The organism is Methylobacterium marchantiae, assembly GCF_042679825.1.
Taxonomy (GTDB): Bacteria; Pseudomonadota; Alphaproteobacteria; order Rhizobiales; family Beijerinckiaceae; genus Methylobacterium; species Methylobacterium marchantiae.
Genome location: NZ_JBHTND010000017.1, coordinates 72,598 through 96,806 on the forward strand (window position 1 = coordinate 72,598; position 24,209 = coordinate 96,806).

Annotated in this window: 22 protein-coding genes; 12 read left to right on the forward strand and 10 right to left on the reverse strand. The window is 68.9% G+C overall.

Annotation, left to right across the window (positions count from 1 at the left end; all coding sequences use genetic code 11):
- Positions 1-13: 13 nt before the first annotated feature.
- The 4 genes from ntrB to ACFQ4G_RS13715 form a co-directional block, all read right to left on the reverse strand.
- On the reverse strand, positions 14-898 hold the full coding sequence (gene ntrB / locus ACFQ4G_RS13700) for a nitrate ABC transporter permease (protein WP_238207415.1): 885 nt from the start codon (positions 896-898) through the stop codon (positions 14-16).
- Entirely contained in the window at positions 898-2,187 is a 1,290-nt protein-coding gene (locus ACFQ4G_RS13705) for a CmpA/NrtA family ABC transporter substrate-binding protein (protein WP_238207417.1), read from the reverse strand. Before ACFQ4G_RS13705 ends, ntrB begins: the two co-directional genes overlap by 1 nt.
- A gap of 318 nt (positions 2,188-2,505) precedes the next feature.
- A complete protein-coding gene (locus tag ACFQ4G_RS13710) occupies positions 2,506-3,522 on the reverse strand; it encodes a CmpA/NrtA family ABC transporter substrate-binding protein (protein WP_238207419.1) in 1,017 nt (338 codons plus the stop codon).
- On the reverse strand, positions 3,519-4,106 hold the full coding sequence (locus ACFQ4G_RS13715) for an ANTAR domain-containing response regulator (RefSeq protein WP_019904333.1): 588 nt from the start codon (positions 4,104-4,106) through the stop codon (positions 3,519-3,521). The genes ACFQ4G_RS13710 and ACFQ4G_RS13715 overlap by 4 nt, the downstream gene beginning before the upstream one ends.
- A gap of 350 nt (positions 4,107-4,456) precedes the next feature.
- Between ACFQ4G_RS13715 and ACFQ4G_RS13720 the strand changes: the two genes are divergently transcribed.
- From ACFQ4G_RS13720 to ACFQ4G_RS13755, 8 genes are all read left to right on the forward strand, one after another.
- Complete coding sequence (locus tag ACFQ4G_RS13720) at positions 4,457-5,089, forward strand: hypothetical protein (RefSeq protein WP_238207421.1); 633 nt, start codon at positions 4,457-4,459, stop codon at positions 5,087-5,089.
- A gap of 173 nt (positions 5,090-5,262) precedes the next feature.
- On the forward strand, positions 5,263-7,149 hold the full coding sequence (locus ACFQ4G_RS13725) for a glycoside hydrolase family 15 protein (RefSeq protein WP_238207423.1): 1,887 nt from the start codon (positions 5,263-5,265) through the stop codon (positions 7,147-7,149).
- Between the two features lie 36 nt (positions 7,150-7,185).
- The gene (gene tkt, locus ACFQ4G_RS13730) at positions 7,186-9,261 is read left to right on the forward strand and encodes a transketolase (RefSeq protein ID WP_238207425.1); all 2,076 of its coding nucleotides are present in this window, start codon (positions 7,186-7,188) and stop codon (positions 9,259-9,261) included.
- A 232-nt stretch (positions 9,262-9,493) separates the two neighbouring features.
- On the forward strand, positions 9,494-12,346 hold the full coding sequence (locus ACFQ4G_RS13735) for a bifunctional transaldolase/phosoglucose isomerase (RefSeq protein WP_238207427.1): 2,853 nt from the start codon (positions 9,494-9,496) through the stop codon (positions 12,344-12,346).
- A 237-nt stretch (positions 12,347-12,583) separates the two neighbouring features.
- Positions 12,584-13,558: a phosphogluconate dehydrogenase (NAD(+)-dependent, decarboxylating) gene (gene gnd / locus ACFQ4G_RS13740; protein WP_238207430.1), complete on the forward strand. Its 975-nt coding sequence runs from the start codon at positions 12,584-12,586 to the stop codon at positions 13,556-13,558.
- A 14-nt stretch (positions 13,559-13,572) separates the two neighbouring features.
- Complete coding sequence (gene pgl / locus ACFQ4G_RS13745; protein WP_238207432.1) at positions 13,573-14,304, forward strand: 6-phosphogluconolactonase; 732 nt, start codon at positions 13,573-13,575, stop codon at positions 14,302-14,304.
- Positions 14,305-14,398: 94 nt separating this feature from the next.
- Positions 14,399-14,623, forward strand: a complete 225-nt coding sequence (locus ACFQ4G_RS13750) for an antitoxin MazE family protein (RefSeq protein ID WP_238207434.1) — start codon at positions 14,399-14,401, stop codon at positions 14,621-14,623.
- Positions 14,620-14,943, forward strand: a complete 324-nt coding sequence (locus ACFQ4G_RS13755; protein WP_238207436.1) for a type II toxin-antitoxin system PemK/MazF family toxin — start codon at positions 14,620-14,622, stop codon at positions 14,941-14,943. The genes ACFQ4G_RS13750 and ACFQ4G_RS13755 overlap by 4 nt, the downstream gene beginning before the upstream one ends.
- A gap of 60 nt (positions 14,944-15,003) precedes the next feature.
- Here the strand turns inward: ACFQ4G_RS13755 and speG are convergent, their stop codons facing one another.
- The 3 genes from speG to apaG are packed head-to-tail and all read right to left on the reverse strand — an operon-like array spanning position 15,004 to position 17,154.
- Positions 15,004-15,588: a spermidine N1-acetyltransferase gene (gene speG / locus ACFQ4G_RS13760; RefSeq protein ID WP_238207438.1), complete on the reverse strand. Its 585-nt coding sequence runs from the start codon at positions 15,586-15,588 to the stop codon at positions 15,004-15,006.
- The gene (gene argE, locus ACFQ4G_RS13765) at positions 15,585-16,757 is read right to left on the reverse strand and encodes an acetylornithine deacetylase (protein ID WP_238207440.1); all 1,173 of its coding nucleotides are present in this window, start codon (positions 16,755-16,757) and stop codon (positions 15,585-15,587) included. Before argE ends, speG begins: the two co-directional genes overlap by 4 nt.
- 4 nt (positions 16,758-16,761) lie before the next feature.
- Positions 16,762-17,154 carry a Co2+/Mg2+ efflux protein ApaG gene (gene apaG / locus ACFQ4G_RS13770; RefSeq protein WP_018044100.1) on the reverse strand — a complete coding sequence of 131 codons (393 nt, stop codon included), beginning with the start codon at positions 17,152-17,154 and terminating at the stop codon, positions 16,762-16,764.
- Positions 17,155-17,285: 131 nt separating this feature from the next.
- Here apaG and ACFQ4G_RS13775 point away from each other — a divergent pair, with 131 nt between their 5' ends.
- A complete protein-coding gene (locus tag ACFQ4G_RS13775) occupies positions 17,286-17,702 on the forward strand; it encodes a hypothetical protein (protein WP_238207442.1) in 417 nt (138 codons plus the stop codon).
- 101 nt (positions 17,703-17,803) lie between these two features.
- Entirely contained in the window at positions 17,804-18,934 is a 1,131-nt protein-coding gene (locus ACFQ4G_RS13780; protein WP_379040417.1) for a 2'-deoxycytidine 5'-triphosphate deaminase, read from the forward strand.
- A 52-nt stretch (positions 18,935-18,986) separates the two neighbouring features.
- On the opposite strand, the gene ACFQ4G_RS13785 is transcribed toward ACFQ4G_RS13780, so the two are convergent.
- The 3 genes from ACFQ4G_RS13785 to ACFQ4G_RS13795 all read right to left on the reverse strand — a co-directional run bounded on the left by ACFQ4G_RS13785 (position 18,987) and on the right by ACFQ4G_RS13795 (position 22,583).
- Complete coding sequence (locus ACFQ4G_RS13785; protein ID WP_238207444.1) at positions 18,987-19,985, reverse strand: Hsp33 family molecular chaperone; 999 nt, start codon at positions 19,983-19,985, stop codon at positions 18,987-18,989.
- Positions 19,986-20,385: 400 nt separating this feature from the next.
- A complete protein-coding gene (gene argF, locus ACFQ4G_RS13790; protein WP_238207446.1) occupies positions 20,386-21,330 on the reverse strand; it encodes an ornithine carbamoyltransferase in 945 nt (314 codons plus the stop codon).
- Positions 21,331-21,389: 59 nt separating this feature from the next.
- Entirely contained in the window at positions 21,390-22,583 is a 1,194-nt protein-coding gene (locus ACFQ4G_RS13795) for an aspartate aminotransferase family protein (RefSeq protein WP_238207448.1), read from the reverse strand.
- A 338-nt stretch (positions 22,584-22,921) separates the two neighbouring features.
- Here ACFQ4G_RS13795 and ACFQ4G_RS13800 point away from each other — a divergent pair, with 338 nt between their 5' ends.
- Positions 22,922-23,395, forward strand: a complete 474-nt coding sequence (locus ACFQ4G_RS13800; RefSeq protein ID WP_238207450.1) for a RidA family protein — start codon at positions 22,922-22,924, stop codon at positions 23,393-23,395.
- Positions 23,392-24,150 (forward strand): glycerophosphodiester phosphodiesterase family protein, encoded by a 759-nt coding sequence (locus tag ACFQ4G_RS13805; protein WP_238207452.1) that lies wholly within the window; start codon positions 23,392-23,394, stop codon positions 24,148-24,150. The genes ACFQ4G_RS13800 and ACFQ4G_RS13805 overlap by 4 nt, the downstream gene beginning before the upstream one ends.
- The last annotated feature ends 59 nt before the right edge of the window (positions 24,151-24,209 follow it).

Consider the following 24,209-nt stretch of genomic DNA (forward strand, 5'->3'; position numbering starts at 1 on the left):
CGGGAGGGTCGGATCAGGCGGTGGCGCCGCGGGTGACGAGGGTGCCGATGAAGGCCACGAACCGGTCGAGGAAGAACCCGATCACCCCGACATAGACGAGGGCGACGATGATCTCGGAGATGTGCGACGAGTTCCAGGCGTCCCAGATGAAGAAGCCGATGCCGACGCCGCCGATGAGCATCTCCGCCGCCACGATGGCGAGCCAGGACAGGCCGACGCCGATGCGCAGCCCCGTGAAGATGTAGGGGGCCGCCGAGGGCAGCATGATCTTCACGAAGAACTCGATCGGGTTCAGCCGCAGCACCGCCGCCACGTTGCGGTAATCCTGCGGGATGTTGCGGATGCCCACCGCCGTGTTGATGATGATCGGCCAGATCGAGGTGATGAAGATCACGAAGATCGCCGAGGGCTGCCCGTCCCGGAACGCCGCGAGGGAGAGCGGCAGCCAGGCCAGCGGCGGGATCGTGCGCAGGACCTGGAAGATCGGGTCGAGGCCGCGCATGGCCCAGTCCGACTGGCCGATCAGGGTGCCGACCAGGATGCCGACGACCGTGGCCAGGGCGAAGCCGAAGGCGACGCGCTGGATGCTGGCCGAGATGTGCCAGAACAGCCCCTTGTCGGTGCCGCCGTTGTCGTAGAACGGATGGGCGATGATGTCCCACGCCTCGGTGACGACGCGCGAGGGCGGCGGCAGGCCGGCAGTGGGCCGCGAGCACAGCAATTCCCAGATCACCAGGAAGGCGATCAGGACCACGACCGGCGGGATCAGGTTGGTGGCGATCCGGCGGAAGGTCGCCAGGGTCACGAGGGGCTTGCGCGGGGCCTTCGCTACGGCCGGCTTGGCACTCGCCTTGACGCCGGCCGGGGCCGGGGCCGCGATGGTGGAGGTGTTGGCCATCACGCGATCCTCTTGATGCCGAGGCTGGACAGGTAGGCGGCTGGATCGGCGGGATCGAAGACCTTGCCGTCGAAGAAGGTCTCCTTTCCGCGCGACGTGGAGGTCGGGATCGCGGTGACGCCGAGCGCCTTGGCCGCATCGCGCCACAGGTCCTCGCGGTTCACCTTGGCGATGAGCGCCTTGGTGTCGGTCTGGGCGTCGAACTTGCCCCAGCGGATGTCCTCGGTGAGGAACCAGAGGTCGTGGCTCTGGTAGGGGTAGGACGCGTTGTCGTTCCAGAACTTCATCACGAACGGGCTGTTCTCGACCACGCGGCCGTCGCCGTAATCGATCGAGCCCTTGATGCGGCCGGCGACGTCGCCGACGGGGACGTTCATCCACTGGCGCTTGGCGGCGATGGCGGCGACCTCGTCCTTGTTCTCGGGCTTGTCGCACCATGCTTGCGCTTCCAGCACCGCCATCAGCAGGGCCTTGGTGGCGTTCGGGTATTTCTCGGTGAAGGAGGCGCGCATGGCGAAGGCCTTCTCCGGGTGGTCCTTCCACAGTTCGCCGGTGGTGAGCGCGGTGTAGCCGAGGCCCTGCTGCACGAGCTGCGCGTTCCACGGCTCGCCGACGCAGAAGCAATCCATCGTGCCGACCTTCATGTTCGCCACCATCTGGGGCGGCGGCACGACGATGGTCTCGATGTCCTTGTCGGGGTCGATGCCGCCGGCGGCGAGCCAGTAGCGGATCCAGAGGTCGTGAGTGCCGCCCGGGAAGGTCATGGCCGCCTTCACCGACTTGCCGGCGGCCTTCTTCTTCTCGATCGCCGTCTTGAACACCTTGGAATCGAGGGCGACCTTGGCGTCGAGATATTCCTTGGCCACCGAGACGCACTGGCCGTTGGTGTTGAGGCGCGCCAGGATGTGCATCGGCACGGGCACGTTGTTCTGGGTCACGCGGCCCGCTGAGATCAGGTAGGGCATCGGCGTCAGGATATGCGCGCCGTCGATGCCGTTGCCCTCGGAGCCGAGCACGAGGTTGTCGCGGGTGGTGCCCCAGGAGGCCTGCTTCAGCACCTCGACGTCGGGCATGCCGTGCTTGGCGAAGAACCCCTTCTCCTTGGCGACGAAGAGCGGGCTCGCATCGGTGAGGGCGATGAAGCCGAGCTTGGCGCCCTTCACCTCCGGACCGGCACCCTGTGCGAAGGCGCCGCCGGGCAGTGCGGTGCGCGCCAGAGCGGCCAGCGACAGGGTCGCGGCCGCGCCCTTCAGAAGATTGCGCCGGTTGTTCTGAAACCCATCGATCATGGAGGACTCGATCCTTCGAAGCGTGAAACAGCCGACCGGAAACACGAAAAAACCGCCGCCCAAGTGCAGCCGGAGGCAGCCGCGAATGCGCGCCAACGGGTACTCGGGTCAGCGGCTCTGCCGACATTCGTGCTCATCGCCGTTGACGAGCGGAAAGGTCTCAGCAGGTTCCGTGCCAAACGACGTCCAGCCTGTAACCGCTCCAGGAATCGGACCTGGTCGGTGCGTTACGGGCGGTCGCGTCCGCACCCCGCGACAAAGCGTGCAATGCACAATCGAAAGGCTCGCCCTGCCGACAAAAGCGGCGTCCGGCCTCGATCAGCCGTTCAGGGCAGCATCGAACAGGTCCGGGCGGTAGACCGCGCGGGCGGCGGCGCGGATATCGTCCAAGACGGTCAGCTGCCCGGCCCGGCCCGCCTGGTCGATGCACCAATCCGCCTGATCCGAGTCCGGCCGGTGCGCCGGTTCTCCGAACCTGACGAAATGCGGGTCCCGCCGGTGGCTGCCGTCGGGATCGACGATCACGTCCCCCCGGAGCGCCCGTTCGAGGATCGGCGCGGGCACGCCGAGATAGGCTTCGCGCGCCAGAAGGGCGGCGAGTTCCTCGGTATTGCCGGGATCGGCGCACCAGCGCCCGGCCCGGTCGAGGGCGCGCACCAGGGGGCCGCACTGCTCCGCCTCGGATTCGGGCAGGGCGAGAACCTTTTCCGGGCAATCCGGCACGAGTTCGCTGCAGAGGACGGCGATGCGGCCGTAACCCTCGGCCACGGCGACGCTGTTCCAGGGGCTGCCGACGCAGAACCCGTCGATCAACTCGCGCCGCAGGGCCTCGGCGATCTGCGGCGGCGGGATCACCACGAGGCGTATCGCGGCATCGAAATCGAGGCCGCCGCGCTCGGCGAAGATCCTGAGCTGATAGGTGTGGCTGGAGAACGGATGCACCGTACCCAGCGTCAGGGGCCGTCCCTCCCGCTCCCGCCGCATGGCGATGCGCGCGAAGGCGGCGGCCACGGTGTCCACCTCGTCGTCCGCGGCCTCCATAGCCTCCCACAGGGGGCGGGACACGGTGATCGCGTTGCCGTTGAGGTTCAGCGCCATCGGCACGCAAAGCCGGGTCTGCGGTCCGCTGAGCCCGAGCGCGCTGGCGATGGCCAGGGGCGCCAGGATATGGGCGCCGTCGAGATGGCCAAGGGCCAGCTTGTCGCGCAGGGTCGCCCAGGACGGCTCGCGCACGAGGTCGAGGGTCAGGCCCTCCGCCCTGGCGAAGCCGAGTTCCGCCGCCGCGACGAGGCCGGCGGCGTCCACGAGCGGGACGTATCCGAGCGCGAGCCTCATCCGAACAGGTCCGCCGTGGTCACGATCGCCCGGGCGATGTCGGCGATCTTGCGCTTCTCGTTCATGGCCTTGCGCCGCATCAGCTTGTAGGCGTCCTCCTCGCTCATGGAGCGGGCGGCCATGAGGATGCCCTTGGCGCGCTCGACGATCTTGCGGTCGGCCAGTTCGCCGCGCGCCTCGACGAGCTCCCTCTGGAGCCGGGCGAAGGCCTGGAAGCGCAGGATCGCGATGTCGAGGATGGACCGGATGCGCTGGGGATGGAGCCCGTCCACCACGTAGGCCGAGATCCCGGCATCCACCGCCGCCTGCATCATCGGCACGTCGGAGCGATCGACGAACATCGCCACCGGCCGCTCCACATGGCGGGACAGGCCCGACATCTGTTCGAGGATGTCCCGGCTCGGGCTCTCCAGATGGATCACCACCACGTCGGGGTTGAGGGCGGCGACCTGCGCGGGCAGGTCCGCGGTGTCGGGGATGATCACCACATGCGCGATCCCGGCGGCGCGCAGCCCCTCTTCGAGGATCGCGGCGCGGGCCCGGCTCGGATCGATGACGGCGACGGTGAAGGAGGGTTCTGTCATCGGGGCCCGATGGGCGGCGGTTCGGACGGCACGGGTGCCACGCGCCGGTAAGGGCAAGAGGCGTACCCAACCCGGACCTGAGCGGCTTCGCATCGGCACGCCGACGCTTCACCCCGCTCGGGCCTTCGACGTGTCGCAGGTTCCGGGACGCAGGACCGGTGGCCGCTTTTGCGAAACCTGCTTAGCCAAAACCGCAGGCGCGGAAAAGGCGCGGCGCCCGTCGATACGATCGAGAAAGGAAATGGCCCAGCTTCCGCCGCAAACCGGGTCGCTTATGGACGCTTCGGGGCGAGAGGCGAGGTGTTCGGATGGTGGAGTGCCGCATATCGCAGCCCGTCGAGGACGCTTTCGTGTCCGAGGCCGGGTCCGGCATGGCGCTTCCGCTGCTGCCGACGCTCGCCGTCGCCGTGATCGTGTCCGCCGCCTCGTTCCTGTGCCAGGCGCCGTCCGCGCCGGCGCCCGCGACTTTCGTCGAGACCCGGATGGTCGAGATGGAGAGCCGGCCGGTCCAGGCCGAGGCGACGGAGACGGTCGCCGCCTTCGTCCCCGCCGCCCTCGCCTTCCGCGATCAGTTTCCGCTGCGCGACCACTTCGTCGTGAGCGCCGAGGCCGCGCCGCGCAAGGCCACGACCCGCGTCGCCGCCAAGCCGAACCTGCGTCGTCGGGATGCCGCGCGCTCCGACATGGCGAAGGCCGATTCGGTCAAGACCGACGCGACGCGACCGCCATCGGTGGTCGCCGCCAAGGCGCTGCCCTCCTCGCCCGAGCCGCTGAGGGCGCAGGCCGAGGCGGAGGAGAACCTTCTTCCCGATCTCGCCCTCCCCTTCGCGCCGGCGATCTCCGCCATCAGCCGCGCCGGCAGTTTCGTCAGCGTCCAGAGTGCGGTGGCGGGCGCGAAAGTCGTCTCCTTCGGCGGCGCGCGAGTGGTCGCCCTCGGCAATGTCGTCACCGGTCTCGTCGACCGCCTGCCGCTCCAGCCCTGACCCCTTCGGGTCCGATCCCCGACCGGCCCCGGCCATCGTGGATTAGGCCCTGTTCGCGGTGTCTTTCCGAGCCTTGCCGCTGGATTCTCCCGTCCTCGGGGACTAGGTGAGCCTTCGTCGACGAGACGGGCGCGACGAAGGCAATGCCGCGGGGTCCCGCGGCGAGGATGCGAATGGCGGGACGGATCGAGGATTACGCGCTGGTCGGCGATGGCCGCACCGCTGCGCTCATCGGGCGGAACGGCAGTATCGACTGGCTGTGCTGGCCCCGCTTCGATTCCGCCGCCTGTTTCGCCTCCCTGCTCGGCACCGAGGATCACGGGTTCTGGAAACTGTCCCCGGCGGAGGCCGACGCCACGGTCTCGCGCCGCTACCGCGAAGGCAGCCTCGTTCTCGAGACGTGCTACGTGACGTCGGGCGGCGAGGCGAAGGTCATCGACTACATGCCGGCCAATGACGGTTCGCACATGGTGCGCATCGTCGAAGGCCTCTCCGGCTCGGTCGACATGCGCATGGTGCTGGCGGTGCGCTTCGATTACGGGCTCGCGGTGCCCTGGGTCTCGCACAACGAACTCGGCGACCTGCGCGCGATTTCCGGGCCTCACAAGGTGGTGCTGCGCACCCGCGCGCCCCTCGAGGGAATCGGCCAGAGCACGGTCTCGGAATTCACCGTGGCCGAGGGCGAGAGCATGGCCTTCAGCCTCAGCTACGGCCCTTCCCACGAGGACGACCCACCGCCGATCCAGCCACGCAAGGTGCTGTTCGAGACCGACCGCTATTGGCGCGACTGGTCGAGCCGCTGCGCCTCCGGCACGCCCTGGGACGCGATCCTCAAGCGCTCGCTGCTGACGCTCAAGGCCCTGATCTACCAGCCCACCGGCGGGATCGTGGCCGCGCCCACCACATCGCTGCCGGAAGAGCTCGGCGGGGTGCGCAACTGGGACTACCGCTTCTGCTGGCTGCGCGATTCCACCTTCACCCTCATCGCGCTGATGGATGGCGGCTTCCTCGACGAGGCGCGGGCGTGGCGCGACTGGCTGGTCCGCGCGGTGGCCGGCAACCCGGAACAGGCCCACATCCTCTACGGCATCGCCGGGGAGCGGTTGCTGCCCGAGATCGAGCTCGACTGGCTGCCCGGCTACGAGGGTTCTAAGCCGGTGCGCATCGGCAACGCCGCGGTCGACCAGTTCCAGCTCGACGTCTACGGCGAGATCTTCGACGCGCTCTACCAGGCCCGCCAGCGCGGGCTGCTCGGCGATGCCGATGGCTGGCGCGTCGGCCTCGCGTTGCTGGAGCATCTGGAGAAGGTCTGGAGCGAGCCCGACGAGGGCATTTGGGAAGTGCGCGGCGGGCGCCGCCACTTCGTCCATTCGAAGGTCATGGCCTGGGTCGCCTTCGACCGCGCCATCCGCTCCTTCGAGATGGGCGACGGGCCGCCGGCGCCGGTCGATCGCTGGCGTGCGATCCGCGACCACATCCACGAGGAGGTCTGCGAGAAGGGCTTCAACACGGAGCTGAACAGCTTCGTCCAGTATTACGGCGCCAAGACCCTCGACGCGAGCCTGCTCCTCATCGCCCATATGGGCTTCCTGCCCCAGGACGATCCCCGCGTCGTCGGCACGGTGGAGGCCATCGGCAAGCACCTGACGCGCGACGGATTCGTGCTGCGCTACGACACCGAGGATGACAATACCGATGGTCTGCCCGGCGGCGAAGGGGCTTTCCTGCCGTGCAGCTTCTGGTACGCCGACAATCTGATCGGCCTCGGCCGGTGCGACGAGGCTCGCGAGCTGATCGAGCGCCTGATCGGGATCTGCAACGATCTCGGACTCGTGGCCGAGGAATACGACGTGGAAGCCAAGCGACTGGTCGGCAATTTCCCTCAGGCGTTCAGCCACGTCACGCTGGTGAACACGATCCTGAATTACAGCCGCGCCAACGGACCGGCGCGGGAGCGCAGCGAGAAATCCGCGCTCGCCCGGGCCACCTCCCCCAGCCGGGCGAGTTCTTATGGCCAGGGCGGCGCAGACCTACAGGACGCGGCGGCGCAGCACAGCTGAGCGCCGCCGCTTCTCAGACAATAGAAAGACGAGACCATGAGCGGAGCCGAGACCAAGCCGAAGGGCGAGCTGAGCGAGATCGACAAGCTCTCGATCGACACCCTGCGCACCCTGGCGATCGATGCGGTGCAGAAGGCGAATTCCGGCCATGCCGGCGCGCCGATGGCCCTGGCGCCCGTGGCCTACACCCTGTGGAACCGCTACCTGCGCTACGATCCGGCCCATCCGCACTGGCCCAACCGCGACCGCTTCGTGCTCTCGGCCGGCCATGCCTCGATGCTGCTCTACGGGTTGCTGCATCTGGCCGGCGTCGCCCAGACCGACGGCGGCAACGAGCCGGCGATCACGATCGAGGACATCAAGAACTTCCGCCAGCTCGACAGCAAGACGCCGGGCCACCCGGAATATCATTTCACCACCGGCGTCGAGACCACCACCGGCCCGCTCGGCCAGGGCGTCGCGAACTCCGTCGGCATGGCCATGGGCGGCCGCTTCCTCGGTGAGACCCTGAACCGGCCCGACCTGCCGCTGTTCGATTTCAACGTCTACGCGATCTGCTCGGACGGCGACCTCATGGAGGGCGTCGCCTCCGAGGCCGCGTCCATCGCCGGGCACCTGCGCCTGTCGAACCTGTGCTGGATCTACGACAACAACACCATCACCATCGAAGGCCATACCGAGCTCGCCTTCTCGGAAGAGGTGGCGACGCGCTTCCTCGGCTATGGCTGGCAGGTGCTGCGGGTCGCCGACGCCAATGACGTCCACGCGATTTCGGGCGCCCTGGAGACCTTCCTCCAGTCCAGCGACCGCCCGACGCTCATCGTCGTCAACTCGATCATCGGCTTCGGCGCGCCCAAGAAGCAGAACACCTCGAAGGCCCATTCCGACGCCCTCGGCGAAGAGGAAGTGAAGGGCGCCAAGCGCGCCTATGGCTGGCCCGAGGATTCCCAGTTCCTGGTGCCCGAAGGGGTCAAGGAGAACTTCCAGGCCGGGATCGGCGAGCGCGGCGCCGCCCTCTTCGCCGATTGGGAACGGTTCATGGCCGAGGCCAAGGAAGCCGATCCGGCATTGGCCGAGGAGATCGACGCCCTTCATGCTGGCCGGCTGCCCGAGGGCTGGGACAAGGACATCCCGGTCTTCCCCGCCGACGCCAAGGGCATGGCCACCCGCGAATCCTCGGGCAAGGTCCTCAACGCCATTGCCAAGAACGTTCCGCACATGCTCGGCGGGTCGGCCGACCTGGCGCCGTCGAACAAGACCAAGCTCGAATTCGAGGGCGCCGGCACGCTCTCGCCCTTCGAGCCGGGCGGCCGCAACATCCATTTCGGCGTGCGCGAACACGCCATGGGCTCCATCGTCAACGGCCTCGGCCTCGTCGGCCTCAGGGCCTACGGCGCCACCTTCCTGGTCTTCGCCGACTACATGCGCCCGCCCATCCGCCTCGCCGCGCTGATGGAGCTGCCGGTCTTCCACGTCTTCACCCACGATTCCATCGGGGTCGGCGAGGACGGGCCGACCCACCAGCCGGTGGAACAGCTCCTCACCCTGCGGGCCATACCCGGCCTCGTGACCCTGCGCCCCGCCGATGCCAACGAGGTCGCGGAATCCTACCGCGTCATCATGGGCCTGAAGGACCAGCCGGCGGTGCTGGCCCTCTCCCGCCAGCCGCTGCCGACCTTCGACCGCACCAGGTTCGGAAGCGCGGCGGGCACCGCCAAGGGTGCCTACGTGCTCGCCGACAGCGATGGCACGCCCGACGTGATCCTCATCGGCACCGGCAGCGAGGTGCAGCTCTGCGTCGCCGCCCACGAGACCCTCACGGCGGAGGGCGTGAAGGCCCGCGTGGTCTCGATGCCGTCCTGGGACCTGTTCGAGCGGCAGGACGAGGCCTACCGCAACAGCGTCCTGATCCCGGACGTTCTGGCCCGCGTCGCCGTGGAGCAGGGCTCGGTGATCGGCTGGGATCGCTATGCCGGCTCGTCCGGCACGATCATCGGCATGCACACCTTCGGCTCCTCGGCGCCGATCAAGGACCTGCAGACCAAGTTCGGGTTCACCCCCGACAAGGTGGCGCAGGCCGCCCGCGACCAGATCGCACGGCACAAGAAGTAGGGTCCGCGGGTTCCCCGAAGGGACGAGGTGGTCGGTTCGACCGATCCGCCACCTCGTCCCGAGGCGCCGGAGCGCAGAGGAGGCCTCGAAGGAGGCGCACCGTTCGCGCACCGGTTTCTGGAGGCTTCCTTCGAGGCCCGCTGACGCGGGCACCTCAGGATGAGGTCTGGGCTTGGTGAGATGACGCCGCCCGTTCCCGAGCGGCACGACGACCACGACGAGGAGTTTTCGCATGAACCCGCTCAAGGCTCTCTTCCCGGAACAGGGCCAGGCCGTGTGGCTCGACTTCGTCGCCCGCGGCTTCATCGCGGACGGGCGCCTCAAGGCGCTGGTGGATGAGGACGGCCTGCGCGGCGTGACCTCGAACCCGTCGATCTTCGAGAAGGCGATCGGCGATTCGAGCGAGTACGACGCCGCCCTCAAGGAGGTGATGGATCAGGGCGATGCCCGGGTCATCGATCTCTACGAAGGCTGCGCCATCGCCGACATCCAGGCCGCGGCCGACGTCCTGCGTCCGGTCTACGAGGCGAGCGACGGCGCCGACGGCTATGTCAGCCTCGAAGTCTCGCCCTACCTCGCCCTCTCCACCGAGGACACCCTCGACGAGGCCCGCCGCCTGCACGGGACGGTGGAGCGCGACAACCTCATGGTGAAGGTGCCCGCCACCCCGGCCGGCATCCCGGCGATCCGGGCGCTCACCGCGGACGGCATCAGCATCAACGTCACCCTGCTGTTCGGGCAGGATGCCTACGAGGAGGTGGCGCGCGCCTTCATCGCCGGGCTGGAGGAGTTCGGCGCCAAGGGCGGCGACGTCTCCAAGGTCGCCAGCGTCGCGAGCTTCTTCATCAGCCGCATCGACGTGGCGGTGGACAAGGCGCTGGACGCCAGGATCGCCGAGGCCAACGATCCCGACGAGAAGGCGGAGCTGGAAGCCCTCAAGGGCAAGGTCGCCATCGCCAATGCCAAGCTCGCCTATCAGCGCTACAAGCGCATCTTCGCCGAGCCGACATGGCAGGCCCTCGCGGCGAAGGGCGCCAAGGCGCAGCGCCTGCTCTGGGCCTCCACGGGGACCAAGAACAAGGCCTATTCCGACGTGCTCTATGTCGAGGAACTGATCGGCCGCGACACCGTCAACACGATGCCGCCGGCCACCATGGATGCGTTCCGCGACCACGGCACGGTCAAGCCCGCCATCGAGGAGAATCTCGGCGACGCCGAGGCCGTGATGACCCGCCTCGCCAAGGCCGGCATCGACATCGCCGCGGTCGCCGAGCAACTGGTGGACGAGGGCGTCCAGCTCTTCATCGATGCCGCCGACAAGCTCCTCGGCGCGGTGGCGGGCAAGCGCGCCGACTTCCTCGGTGCCAAGCTCGATGGCCAGACCCTGATCCTCGGCGATGCCATCGGTGCGGAAGCCAGGAAGGCCGTGGAATCCTGGCGTGCCTCGGGTTCGATCCGCCGGCTCTGGGCGCATGACAAGACCGTCTGGTCGAATGCCGACGAGGATCAATGGCTCGGCTGGCTCCGCATCGTCGAGGACGAACTCGCCCACGTCTCCGAGTACCAGGCCTTCGCCGAGGATGTCCGCCAGACCGGGTTCTCCGACGTGGTCGTGCTCGGCATGGGCGGGTCGAGCCTCGGCCCGGAAGTGCTGGCCGAGACCTACGGCACCCGCGAGGGCTTCCCGAAGCTGCGCATCCTCGATTCCACCGATCCCGATCAGGTCCGCGCCACCGAGAATGCGGTGAACCTCGAGACGACCCTGTTCATCGTCGCCTCCAAATCCGGCTCGACCCTGGAGCCGAACGTGTTCCGCGACTACTTCCTCGGCCGGATGAAGGCCGTGGTCGGCGAGCGGGCCGGCGCGCATTTCGTCGCCGTCACCGATCCCGGTTCGGCCATGGAGGCCGCGGCCAAGGCCGACGATTTCCGCAAGATCTTCTACGGCGTGAAGCAGATCGGCGGGCGTTACTCGGTGCTCTCCGCCTTCGGTCTGGTTCCGGCGGCGGCCTCCGGCATCGACGTGAAGCAATTCCTCGATACGGCGCGGACCATGGTCCGCTCCTGCGGCCCGGCCGTGCCGCCGGCCCAGAATCCCGGCGTGCTGCTCGGCACGGCCATGGCGGCCGCCGCCCTCCATGACGGGCGCGACAAGGTGACGTTCATCGCCTCGCCCGGCATCGACACGTTCGGTGCCTGGGCCGAGCAACTCATCGCCGAATCCACCGGCAAGGACGGCAAGGGTCTCATCCCCATCGACGGGGAGCCGGTGGACGTGCCGGCGGTCTACGGTCGGGACCGGTTCTTCGTCTACCTGCGCCTCGACAGCCGGGCCGATGCCCGCCAGGACGAGGCGGTGCGCAACCTCGAACGCGAGGGGCATCCGGTCGCCCACATCACCCTCGCCAACGAAGAACAGCTGCCGCAGGAATTCTTCCGCTTCGAGATGGCCACCGCGGTGGCCGGCGCGCTGCTCGGGATCAATCCGTTCGACCAGCCCGACGTGGAAGCGAGCAAGATCGAGACGAAGAAGCTGTTCGACGCCGCCGAGAAGAGCGGCGCGCTGCCCTCCGAGACGCCGCTCGTCGAAGACGAGACCATCGCCCTCTACGCCGACGCGGCCAATGCCGAGGCGTTGCCGCGGACCGCCGAGGGGTTCGAGGCGGCGCTCAAGGCCCATCTCGGGCGGATCAAGGACGGCGACTACGCGGCGTTGCTGGCCTACGTCGCCCGCAACGAGGCGCATCACGCCATCCTGCAGGAGGCGCGCATCGCTCTTCGCGACAAGCGCAAGGTCGCGACCTGCCTCGAATTCGGACCGCGCTTCCTCCATTCCACGGGGCAGGCCTACAAGGGCGGGCCGGATACGGGCGTGTTCCTGCAGATCACCGCCGATCCGTCGGAGGATCTCGCGATCCCCGGTCGTGCTCTCGGTTTCGGCACGGTGGTGGCGGCCCAGGCGCGCGGCGACTTCGCGGTCCTGGCCGAGCGCGGCCGCCGGGCCCTGCGCGTCCACATCAAGGGCGGCGACGTGGAAGCGGGGCTGAAGCGCATCGCCGCTGCGATCAAGGCGGCTTTAGGGTGAGAAGGGCGGGATGATCCGGCATAGCCGGATCATCCCATTCCGCCACCTCATCCTGAGGTGCCCGCCCTCGGCGGGCCTCGAAGGAGGGCTCCAGGGATCTCGGCGCGAAATGGAGGGCTCCTTCGAGGCCTCCGCTGCGCTACGGCGCCTCAGGATGAGGTGGATTGGTCGGACACTTGGTTTGGCGTGCGTGGCGAGCCTCCTCGCCGATGGCGCCCCCCTTAAGGGAGATCCCCAATGCAACTCGGCATGATCGGCCTCGGACGGATGGGCGGCAACATCGTCCGCCGGCTCCTGCGGGACGGCCATACGGCGGTGGTGTTCGACCAGAACCCGGACGCCGTGGCCTCCCTCGTCGCCGAGGGCGCGGTGGGGGCGGCGAGCCTCGAAGAGTTCGTCTCCAAGCTCGACGTGCCGCGTGCGGCCTGGGTGATGCTGCCGGCGGGGGCGATCACCGAGGCGACGGTGGCGAAGCTCGGCGACCTGATGGCCTCCGACGACGTCATCATCGACGGCGGCAATTCCTTCTACAAGGACGACATCCGGCGCGCTGCCGAACTGAAGCCGAAGGGCATCCATTACGTCGATGTCGGCACGTCCGGCGGCGTCTGGGGTCTGGAGCGCGGCTATTGCATGATGATCGGCGGCGACACCGACGCCCTCGACCGCCTCGACCCGATCTTCAAGACCCTGGCGCCGGGCATCGGCACGATCCCCAGGACGCCGGGCCGCGACGGTCGCGATGCGCGCGCCGAGGAAGGCTATATCCATGCCGGGCCGAGCGGCGCGGGCCATTTCGTCAAGATGGTCCATAACGGCATCGAGTACGGCCTGATGCAGGCCTATGCCGAGGGGTTCGACATCCTGAAACACGCCAATTCGAAGGACCTGCCCGAGGGGCAGCGCTTCGACCTCAATATCGGCGACATCGCCGAGGTCTGGCGGCGGGGCAGCGTGGTCTCGTCCTGGCTCCTCGACCTCACGGCGGGAGCGCTGGCGGGCGACGAGAACCTCACCGACTTCTCCGGCTTCGTCGCCGATTCCGGAGAGGGGCGCTGGACGCTCAATGCGGCCATCGAGGAATCCGTGCCGGCCAACGTCCTCTCGGCCGCCCTCTACGCCCGCTTTCGCTCGCGGGAGGATGCCTCCTACGCGGACAAGCTGCTCTCGGCCATGCGCAAGGGGTTCGGCGGGCACGTCGAGCCGAAATAGCCGGGAGACGCGCCATGATCCCGCTGCCCAACAACGCCGAGATCTTCCCCGACGCGGACAGCGTCGCCCGCGCCGCGGCCGACCGGCTGGTCGCGCTCTGCGCCGAGAGCCGGCAGGAGCGCATCGCAATCTGCCTGTCGGGCGGCTCGACCCCGAAGCGGCTCTACGCGCTGCTGGCCGGGCCGGATTACGTCGGCGCCCTCCCCTGGGAGCGCCTGCACTGGTTCTTCGGCGACGATCGGTTCGTGCCCTGGACGGATGAGGCGAGCAACGTGCACATGGCCCGGACGGCGTTCGGCGACGCGCCGATCCCCGAGGGCCATCTGCATGGCATTCCCACCGACGGGACGCCGGAATCGGCGGCCTCCGCCTATGCCGAGACCCTGCGCGGCTTCTACGGCGCCGACGACCTCGATCCCGCCCGCCCGCTCTTCGACCTCGTCCTCCTCGGCCTCGGCGAGGACGGGCACACCGCCTCGCTATTCCCCGGAAAGCCGGCCGTGGACGAGCGCGAGGCCTGGGTCGTCGCCGTGCCCGAGGCCGGGCTCACGCCATTCGTGCCGCGCGTCACCCTCACCTTCCCGGCGCTCGCCTCGGCGCGTCAGCTCCTCGTGCTGGTGACGGGGGCGGGCAAGCGCGAGCCTCTCACCCGACTCGCGGAGGGCGAGGACCTGCCCGCGCGCCACATCTCGAGTGTCGGCACCCTGACGTGGCTGCTCGACCGCGCGGCGGCGGATCTCGGCTGAGACCGAGGATCGGCGGTCCGTCACTGTCCTGGCCCCTTGGCATCGTCGCATGCGGAGCCTACGTTACATGTAACGCTTTGGGAAAGGTCTCGTCATGTCGGCATCTGTCGGCCAACGCGTCAGCAAGCGTCGTGATGCGCTCCGGGCGGCCGGCCTGCGGCCCATCCAGATTTGGGTGCCCGATACCCGAAGGGCGGGCTTTGCCGAAGAATGCGGGCGACAGGCTCGGGTCGTGGCGGCGACGGATGCGGCCGATCGGGAACTGGATGCCTTCATGGAGGCGGCGCTCCTCGATATGCTCCCTGAACGCGAGGCATGAAGCGGGGCGATCTCGTCACCATCGCCATGCCCGGCGATTTCGGTAAACCTCGTCCAGCGCTCATCATCCAATCTGACGCGTTCGTCGAGACCGGCACGGTCACGGTGCTGCTGATATCCGGCACGCTGGCCGAGGCCCCCCTGATCCGCACGACCATCGAGCCGACCGAGGCCAATGGCTTGAAGAAGCGGTCACAGGTCATGGTGGACAAGGCCATGTCGGTGAAGCGTGAGACGATCGGAGCACGGATCGGGCATCTCGATGCCGAGACGATGCTGGCGGTAACGCGGGCGCTGGCCGTGTTCTTCGCCATTGCCTGAGCGCGGATCGCCGCTGAGGCGATCGCACGAGGCCGATGAGAGACCTTTCGGGATCTGCGCCTACGACTTCAGCACCGGCTCGGAGATATCGCCGCTGCCGCGCCGTGCGAGGTAGGCGGGCTGGAACAGGCACATGCGCACCGCGTCGCGGTACTTGCCGTTGACGAAGAATTCGTCCTTCAGGATGCCCTCGGGCTCGAAGCCGCAGCGTTCGTAGATGCGTACGGCGCGGGCATTGTCCTTGTCCACGTGCAGGTAGAGCTTGTGGATGTTGAGGACGCTGAAGGCGTAGTCCATGGCGATGCGGGTGGCGCGCGGGGCGTAGCCCTGGCCCTGAAACGCCGGGTGGATCGCGATCTGGAATTCGCAGCGCCGGTGGAGGTGGTTGATCTCCACGAGCTCCACGAGTCCGGCCGGCTTGCCCTCGGCATTGGCGATGATGAAGCGCCGTTCGGTCTGGTTGTGGATGTTGCGCTCGTAGAGCTGCGCCAGTTCGGCGAAGGACTCGTAGGCCTCCTCGAACCAGTAGCGCATGATGCTGTCGTTGTTGTTGAGCTGATGCACGAACATCAGGTCTTCGCGCTCCAGCGGCCGGAGCTTCACCGGACCGTCGGCGGCGATGGTGCGGGGAACGAAGGCTGTCATGGGTTCGCGCATTCCGCGATGAGACGGCGCATGAACGCCTCGCCGGCCTCCAGCGCCGCGAGGGTGATGTACTCGTCGGGCTGGTGGGCCTGGTCGATGGAGCCGGGTCCGCAGACCACGGTGGGAATGCCCGCGACCTGGAACCGCCCGGCCTCGGTGGCATAGGGGACCGAGATGGTGTGGTTGCGCCCGGCCACCCGCAGGGTCAGGCGCTCGGCCTCGGAACCCGGCTCGGGGGCGAGGCCCGGCACCGCCACCTCCTCGATCGTCTCGATCCGTCCGTAATCGCCGTAGCGGTTGAGGCGCTCGGTCAGCACCGTCTCGACCTTGGCCGCGAACAAAGCCGGGATCTCGGCCATGTCGAGATCGGGCAGGCCGCGGAACTCCCAGTGGAAGGTGCAGATCTTGGGCAGGATGTTGCGCGCCGTACCGCCGGAGATCGTGCCCACATGCACGGTGGTGGCGGGCGGGTCGAACCGCCCGGAGGCGTCGCCCCGCTCGATCATCGCATCGGCGATGCGGTTGAGTTCGGAGACGAGGTCGGCCGCCGCCATCACCGCGTTGGCGCCGAGCATGGGTTTGGCCGAATGCGCCTCGTGGCCGTGGACGGTGGTAAAATAGGTGACGATGCTCTTATGCGCGTCGGCGACTTCGAGGTCGGTGGGCTCGCCGACGATCACCGCGCCGGGTCGCGGAAGGTCGGCCCCGAACCGGGCGATGGTGTCGGCGACGCCCAGACAGGTGGTCTCCTCGTCGTAGGAGAGCAGGATGTGGATCGGCCGTTTGAGGTCGGCGGCGAGCATGTCCGGCACCGCCGCCAGCGCCAGGGCGCAGAAGCCTTTCATGTCGACGGAGCCGCGCCCGTAGGCGCGCCCATCCGCGATGCGCAGGGTGAAGGGGTCGCCGGTCCAGGCTTGGCCCGTCACCGGCACAACGTCGGTATGGCCGGAGAGGACGACGCCGCCATCCGCCATCGGGCCGATCGTGGCGAAGATCGCCGCCTTGTCGCCCTCCGCGTTGGGGATGCGGATGTAGGAGACGCCCCAGCCGTCGAGATAGGCGCAGACGCTGTCGATCAGCGCGAGATTGGAGCGCGAACTCTCCGTGTCGAAGGCGACGAGGCGCGCCAGCAGGTCGAGCGCGGTCAGCCGTTCTCCGCCGCGCGACATCGGCTTAGTGGACGCTGCGGCGGACGTGCGGCGAGTCGAGGGAGAAGGCGGGGATCTCGGCCTCGAAGCTCTCGCCGGCGGTGGTCGACATGGTGTAGCTGCCGGCCATCAGGCCGTCGGGCGTGGTGAGCGGGCAGCCGCTGGTATAGCTGAACGACTCGCCGGGGCCGAGCACCGGCTGCTTGCCGACGACGCCGGCGCCGCGCACCTCCTGGGTCTCGCCGCGGCCGTCGACGATGCGCCAGTGGCGCGAACGAAGCTGCACCTGCTCGGAGCCGTTGTTCACGATCTCGACCGTGTAGGCGAAGAAGTAGCGGCTCTCGTCGGGCGAGGATTCCTCCTCGACGAAGCGGGGCTGGACGGTCACGCTGATGCCGCGCGTCTGGGCCTTGTACATCGCCTTCAAAGCCTCCCGTGCCGTCGCCCACCCGAAGCGACATAGCCTTTTCGCCGTGGTACGTCCCGGGCAAAATCTCGTCAATCGCGCCGAATGCGGGGGTTGCCCGCGCAATGGGAAGGTCGTGCCCCGTGGTCGAGGAGACCGTCTCGCATCGGCCCGCTCCGTTCCCCGGCCGGGCCGTCCTCGCGAGCCTCGCCATCGCGATCCTGGCGGGCGCCTTCGCCTGGAATGCACCGGAGCGGAACGGCTGGGCCGCCCTGGCACTCGGCGGCGCGCTCGTGCTCGACGGGCTCGCGCGTCTCGCTGGCGCCCTCCTCGCCCGGCGCGGTCCCGCGCCCCGGATCGCCGGGCTGCCTTCGGTCGTGCTGGCCTTCGGCCCGGCGGCGGGTTTCGGCGCCGTGCTGTTCGCCGTGGCCCTCCTCCTCCGGCCCGCCTGGTTTCCTCCCGTGGCCAGCGCGCTCGCAGGGCTGATCGCCATGGGTGCCATCGCCCGCCTCGTCGTCGCCTGGATCGTGCTGCGGGTCGCCCGGCAGGAGGAGGCTTAACGGCGCCTTCAGCGATCCGTAGGATGGTGCGCCAGACCATGCGGTCTTCCTGATCCCCAGCCGGGGAAGGCGGCCGAGTGCGGAGCGGGCGACGCGAGACCATGCCGGATACCAAGCAGGACACGGCGCCACCGAGCCCGCCACCTTCCGCAGGAATCATGGCCGGCGGCATCCTGTCGGCTGCGGGCATCGAAGCCCTGCATGCGGCCGGCGCCATCCTGCCCGAATCCCCCTTCGCGGCCGATCAGGTTCAGCCGGCGAGCCTCGACCTGCGCCTGGGGGCGCGCGCCTTCCGCGTGCGCACCAGCTTTCTCCCCGGTGCCCGCACCGTCTCGGCCTGTATCGAGGCCTTCGCCCTGCACGAGATCGACCTGACCAGGGACGCGGTCCTGGAGACCGGCTGCGTTTACATCGCCGAATTGCAGGAGACCCTGGCCCTGCCGGCGGATGTGGCGGCGAGCGCCAACCCAAAGAGCTCCACCGGCCGCATCGACGTGTTCACCCGCGTCATCACCGACCGGGGCTCGGCCTTCGATCAGGTCGAGGCCGGCTACCGGGGCCGGCTCTATGCCGAGATCTCGCCGCGCACCTTCCCGGTCCGCGTCCGCACCGGCTCGCGCCTGTCGCAGATCCGGTTCCGTCGCGGCGAGCCGCGCCTGTCGGACGCCGAACTCGCATCGCTCCATGCGGCAACGCCTCTGGTCGCTTCGGCCAACCCGTCCTTCCAGGGCGGCATCGCCGTGTCGGTGGATCTCGCCGGGTTCGAAGGGCTGATCGGCTACCGCGCCAAGCGCCATACCGGCCTCGTCGATGTCGATGCGCCGGGCCGGCACCGGATCGCGGATTTCTGGGAACCGCTCCCCGCCGACGGCTCGGGCGCGCTGATCCTCGATCCCGGCCAGTTCTACATCCTGGCCTCCAAGGAAGCGGTGCAGGTCCCGCCCGATTTCGCCGCCGAGATGGTGCCGTTCGACCCGCTGGTGGGCGAGTTCCGGGTCCACTACGCCGGCTTCTTCGACCCCGGCTTCGGCTTTGCCGCGGCGGGAGGCGCCGGTGCGCGGGCGGTGCTCGAAGTGCGCTCGCGCGACGTGCCGTTCCTGCTGGAGGACGGCCAGATCGTCGGCCGCCTCGTCTACGAGCGCATGGCGGAGCGCCCCGCCGCCCTCTACGGCGCCGATGCCGGATCGAACTATCAGGCTCAAGGGCTGAAACTGTCCAAGCACTTCGCCTGAGGTCCAAGCACTTCGCCTGAAGTCCAGCACTTCGCCCGAGGCGGAAGGCGCCCTACTCCGCCGGATCGATCTCCGCCTCGGCCGGATCGATATCGTAGCGCCGCGAGCAGAACTCGCAGGTGATGCCGATGCGGCCGTCCTCGGCGATCATGTCCCGGCGCTCCTGCGGCGAGAACGATCGGATCATGCCCAGCACGCGGTCCTGCGAGCAGCGGCAACGCTCGTGGACGGCCTGCGCCTCGAACACCCGCACGCCGCGCTCGTGGAAGAGGCGGTAGAGCAGCCGCTCGGAGGAGACCTCCGGGTCGACCAGCTCGTGATCCTCGACCGTATTGACGAGGCTGCGCGCCTCGACCCAGGCATCGTCTTCCGGTGCCGCCCCCGCATCGAAATGGGCGTGGCCCTCGGGGATGTCGCCCGGGGGCAGGTCGGCGAGGCGGGCGCGGTCGATGGATTGCGGCAGGAACTGAACCAGCAGGCCGCCAGCGCGGTAGCCCGTCTCGCCATTCGCGAACTGCTCGGCCACCGCGAGGCGGACCTGGGTCGGGATTTGCTCAGACTGGCGGAAATACTGGTGGGCCGCCTCCTCCAGGCTCTGCCCTTCCAGAGCCACCACGCCCTGGTAGCGGCTGAACTCGCTGCCCTGGTCGATCGTCATGGCGAGATGGCCCTGCCCCAGCAGATCCGCGCCCTTCAGCGGGGCCCCGCCGAGGGCCTCGACCCGCGCCGCATCGAACCGAGCGGTGGCGCGCAGGCGGTCGGGCGCCTCGAAATCCACCACGATCATCTCCACCGGGCCGTCGGTCTTGGTCTGCAGCTGGAACCGCCCCTCGAACTTCAGGGACGAGCCCAGCAGGACGGTGAGCGCCGCCGCCTCGCCGAGGAGCCGCGCCACCGGATCGGGATAGCCGTGGCGACGCAGGATGGTGTCGACGCTGGGGCCGAGCCGCACCACGCGCCCGCGCACGTCGAGGGCCTCCACCGAGAACGGCAGGGCGACGTCGTCGGCGCCGTCGATGACGGAGGGGGAAATTTCGTGTCCGGAGGTCATGGCCTCTCCCTGTCTCTTGTCCATCCGATTCGCGGACCGAACGGAATGGCTCGATTCTCGATCTCGACCTCATCCTGAGGCGCCGTAGCAAAGCGAAGGCCTCGAAGGAGGCCTCCAGTTCGCGCAACGAGCACTGGAAGCCTCCTTCGAGGCCGCTTCGCGGCACCTCAGGAGGAGGTCGCGCGGGGAATGAGCAACGCTGTGAGGATCGCGACCGTCCGCATCGTCGAGTATGGCACTCGACCGCCGACCGTGCATCCAGGACCGGATATAGGGATGAGGCCGCCGTTTCACACGGCCTTCAGCCCCGCGCGAACACCACATCCGCCACTGGCGTCTTCGGGAATTCTCGTCACGGACCGTCGTCCGTCGATAGGGGCGAGCGCGCCCGCACGGGGCCTCACGCCCCCAGGCACCACGCCAAGATCCCCTTCTGCGCATGGAGGCGGTTCTCGGCCTCGTCGAAGACCACCGAGCGCGGGCCGTCCATGATCTCGGCCGTGACTTCCTCGCCGCGATGGGCGGGCAGGCAATGCATGAAGATCGCCTCGTCCTTCGCCGCCGCCATCAGCTTGGCGTTCACCTGATACGGCGAGAGCAGGTTGTGTCGGTAATGCTCGTCCTCGTCGCCCATGGAGACCCAGCAATCGGTGACCACGGCATCCGCCCCGTCCACCGCCTCGAACGGGTCGGTGGTGACGTTGACGCGCGCGCCCTCGCCTCTGGCCCAGTCGAGCAGGGCGGCCGGGGCCGAGAGCTCGAGGGGGGCGGCGATGTTGAGGGTGAAGTCGAAGCGCGCGGCGGCGTGCACCCAGGAGGCCAGCACGTTGTTGGCGTCGCCCGACCAGGCGACGGTACGCCCCCCGATCGGCCCGCGATGCTCCTCGAACGTCATCACGTCGGCCATGATCTGGCAGGGATGCGAGACCTTGGTGAGTGCGTTGATCACCGGCACCTCGGCATACTGCGCGAGCTCCAGCATCAGGTCGTGATCGAGGATGCGGATCATGATTGCGTCGATGTAGCGCGACAGCACGCGCGCGGTGTCGCCCACGGTCTCGCCGCGGCCGAGCTGCATCTCGCTGCCGGTGAGCATCAGCGTCTCGCCGCCGAGCTCGCGCATGGCGACGTCGAACGAGACCCGGGTGCGGGTGGAGGGCCGGTCGAACACCATCGCCAGCATCTTGCCGGCCAGCGGACGCTCGGCCGCGATCTCGCCCTTGCGGCGGCGCGCCTTCATCGCAGCGGCCGAGTCCAGTACGGCACGCAGGTCCTCGGCCGAGAAATCCTTGAGGTCGAGGAAGTGGCGGGCCCCGCTCGCGGTCCCGTTGGTGTGGGGTGTCATGGATCCGTTCTTCGTATCGTGCGTCTGGGCATTTCGGGCGTGATGGAGGAGCCCGTCGGTTACTCTGCGGCGCCGCGCATCTGTGCTTCGAGCCGCCCGGCCGTGGCATCGATACGCTTCACCGCCTCGGCCACGTCCGACTCGGTGATGATCAGCGGCGGCAAGAGACGGACCACGTTGTCGCCGGCGGGAATCACCAGCAGGTGTTCGTCGCGCGCGGCCGCCGTGAAGGTGGTGTTGAGCACGTCGAGCTTGAGGCCGAGGATCAGCGCGGTTCCGCGAATCTCGGAGATGATTCCGGGATGGCGGTCCATGACCGAGGCGAGCTGCTGCTTGAGCAGCAGGCCCATCCGCAGCACATGGTCGAGGAAGCCGTCGGCGAGCACCACGTCGAGCACGGCGTTGCCCACCGCCATGGCGAGGGGGTTGCCGCCGAAGGTGGTGCCGTGGCTGCCGGCGGTCATGCCGCGCGCGGCCTCCGCCGTGGCGAGGCAGACGCCCAGCGGGAACCCGCCGCCGATACCCTTGGCCGCGCTCATGATGTCGGGGGTCACCCCGGACCATTCATGGGCGAACAGCCGGCCGGTGCGGCCGACGCCGGTCTGCACCTCGTCCATGACGAGGAGGAGGCCGTGCTCGTCGCACAGCGCCCGCAGGTCGCGCAGCATCTCCGGCGGCACCGTGCGGATGCCGCCCTCCCCCTGGATCGGCTCGATCATCAGGGCGGCGGTCTCCGGGCCGATCGCCGCCAGCAAGGCCTCGCGGTCGCCGAAGGGCACCTGATCGAACCCGTCGACCTTCGGGCCGAAGCCGTCGATGTATTTCTGCTGGCCGCCCGCCGCGATGGTCGCCAGCGTCCGGCCGTGGAAGGCGCCCTCGAAGGTGACGATGCGGAACCGCTCGGGATGGCCGCCGGCCGCATGGTACTTGCGCGCCATCTTGATGGCGGCCTCGTTGGCCTCGGCGCCGGAATTGGCGAAGAAGGCCACGTCCGCGAAGGTCGCGTCGACGAGCCGCTGGCCGAGCCGCTCGCCTTCGGGAATCTCGAACAGGTTCGAGGTGTGCCACAGCTTCTGCGCCTGGCTGGTCAGCGCCTCGACGAGATGAGGGTGGGCGTGGCCGAGGGCGTTGACCGCGATTCCCGCTCCGAAATCGAGATATCGCCGGCCGTCGCGCGCCACGAGCCAGGCACCCTCTCCGCGCTCGAAGGCGATCGGAGCCCGGGCGTAGGTCGGCAGAAGGGCGGATGTCACGATCCCGACTTCCCGTTCGTCACGGCGGGCGCCTCGAGGAGCGCACCCGCACCAAATGAAAGTGCCGCCTCGAAACCGGGCGGCACGGCTGCGATTACTAGAGAATTGGCCCGTTATGTCAATGATGTGGGATGTTCACAGGACCGACATGCCTGGCAATTAGGCTGTCGCGCCGGGCCTGTCGGGCCGCGTCGCACGCCGGCGGCCTCGTCGGGCGCGCGTGGCTTGCGCGACGCGCCTCGATCATGCTCAACCCCGCCGCGATATCCGGGGGGAGCGCCGATCGCGACCCGTCGCCGCCCCGGCGGCGGCCCGGACAGCCAGGAGGACGACGTCGGATGAGCACGGTCAAGGAACGCCTGGATGCCCTCGGTCTGGTCCTGCCAAAGGCGGCCGCCCCCGTGGCGAACTACGTGCCGTTCATCCGCACGGGCAACCTGGTGATCATCTCCGGCCAGATCTGCTTCGGCGCGGACGGCAAGCTCGCCGATTCCCACACGGGCAAGCTCGGCGCCGAGGTCTCGCCCGAGCAGGGCGTCGCCGCGGCCCGGCTCTGCGCCCTCAACGTGCTGGCCCAGGTGCAGGCGGCGGTGGGCGATCTCGACCGCGGCGTCGTGCAATGCCTGCGGCTCGGCGGCTTCATCAATGCGGTGCCGACCTTCGCGGGTCTCGCCGGCATCATGAACGGCGCCTCGGATCTCATGGTCGAGATCCTCGGGGATCGCGGCCGGCATGCGCGCTCCACCGTCGGCGTCGCCGAACTGCCCCTCGACGCCGCCGTCGAGGTCGAGGCGATGTTCGAGGTGAAATGAGGGTGGTCTCGAACGCCCCCGCCTGGCTCACCGCGCGGCCGATCGCCCATCGGGGATTGCACGACCGCGCGGCCGGCATCCCCGAAAATACCCTGGCGGCGGCGCGGGCCGCCATCGCCGGGGGCTACGCCATCGAGTGCGACGTCCAACGCAGCGCCGACGGCGAGGCGATGGTCTTCCACGACGAGGCCCTGGGGCGCCTCACCGGCGCCGTCGCCCTCGTCGCCGAGACGCGGGCGGATGCGCTCCGATCCCTCACCGTAGCCGGTTCGCCGGAGACGATCCCCACCCTGTCCGACACCCTCGCCGCCATCGCCGGCCGGGTGCCGCTCGTGATCGAGATCAAGTCGCGCTTCACCGGCGACCTGCGCCTGACCGAGCGCGTGGCCGAGATCGTCCGGCTCTACGATGGACCGGTGGCGGTGAAGTCGTTCGATCCCGAGCTGATCCAGGCTTTCGCCGCTCTGGCGCCTGACGTCCCGCGCGGGATCGTCGGCGAGACCGCCCAGGACGATCCGGCCTATGCGCTGATGTCGGAGGGCCTGCGGCGCTCGCTCTCGGACCTGCTGCATCTGGGCGCGAGCCGCCCCGACTTCCTGTCCTGGCGCGTGGACGACCTGCCCTGCGCCGCGACCTTCCTCTGCCGGCATCTCGGCCGCATGCCGGTGATGACCTGGACCGTGCGCAATCCGGACCAGCGCCGCCGCGCGGACGAGCATGCCGACCAGATGGTGTTCGAGGGATTCAGGCCGTGAGGATCGGTCTGATCGGGGATTGGACTCAGTTCCGTTGACGACAGAGGACGGCAAAGTGG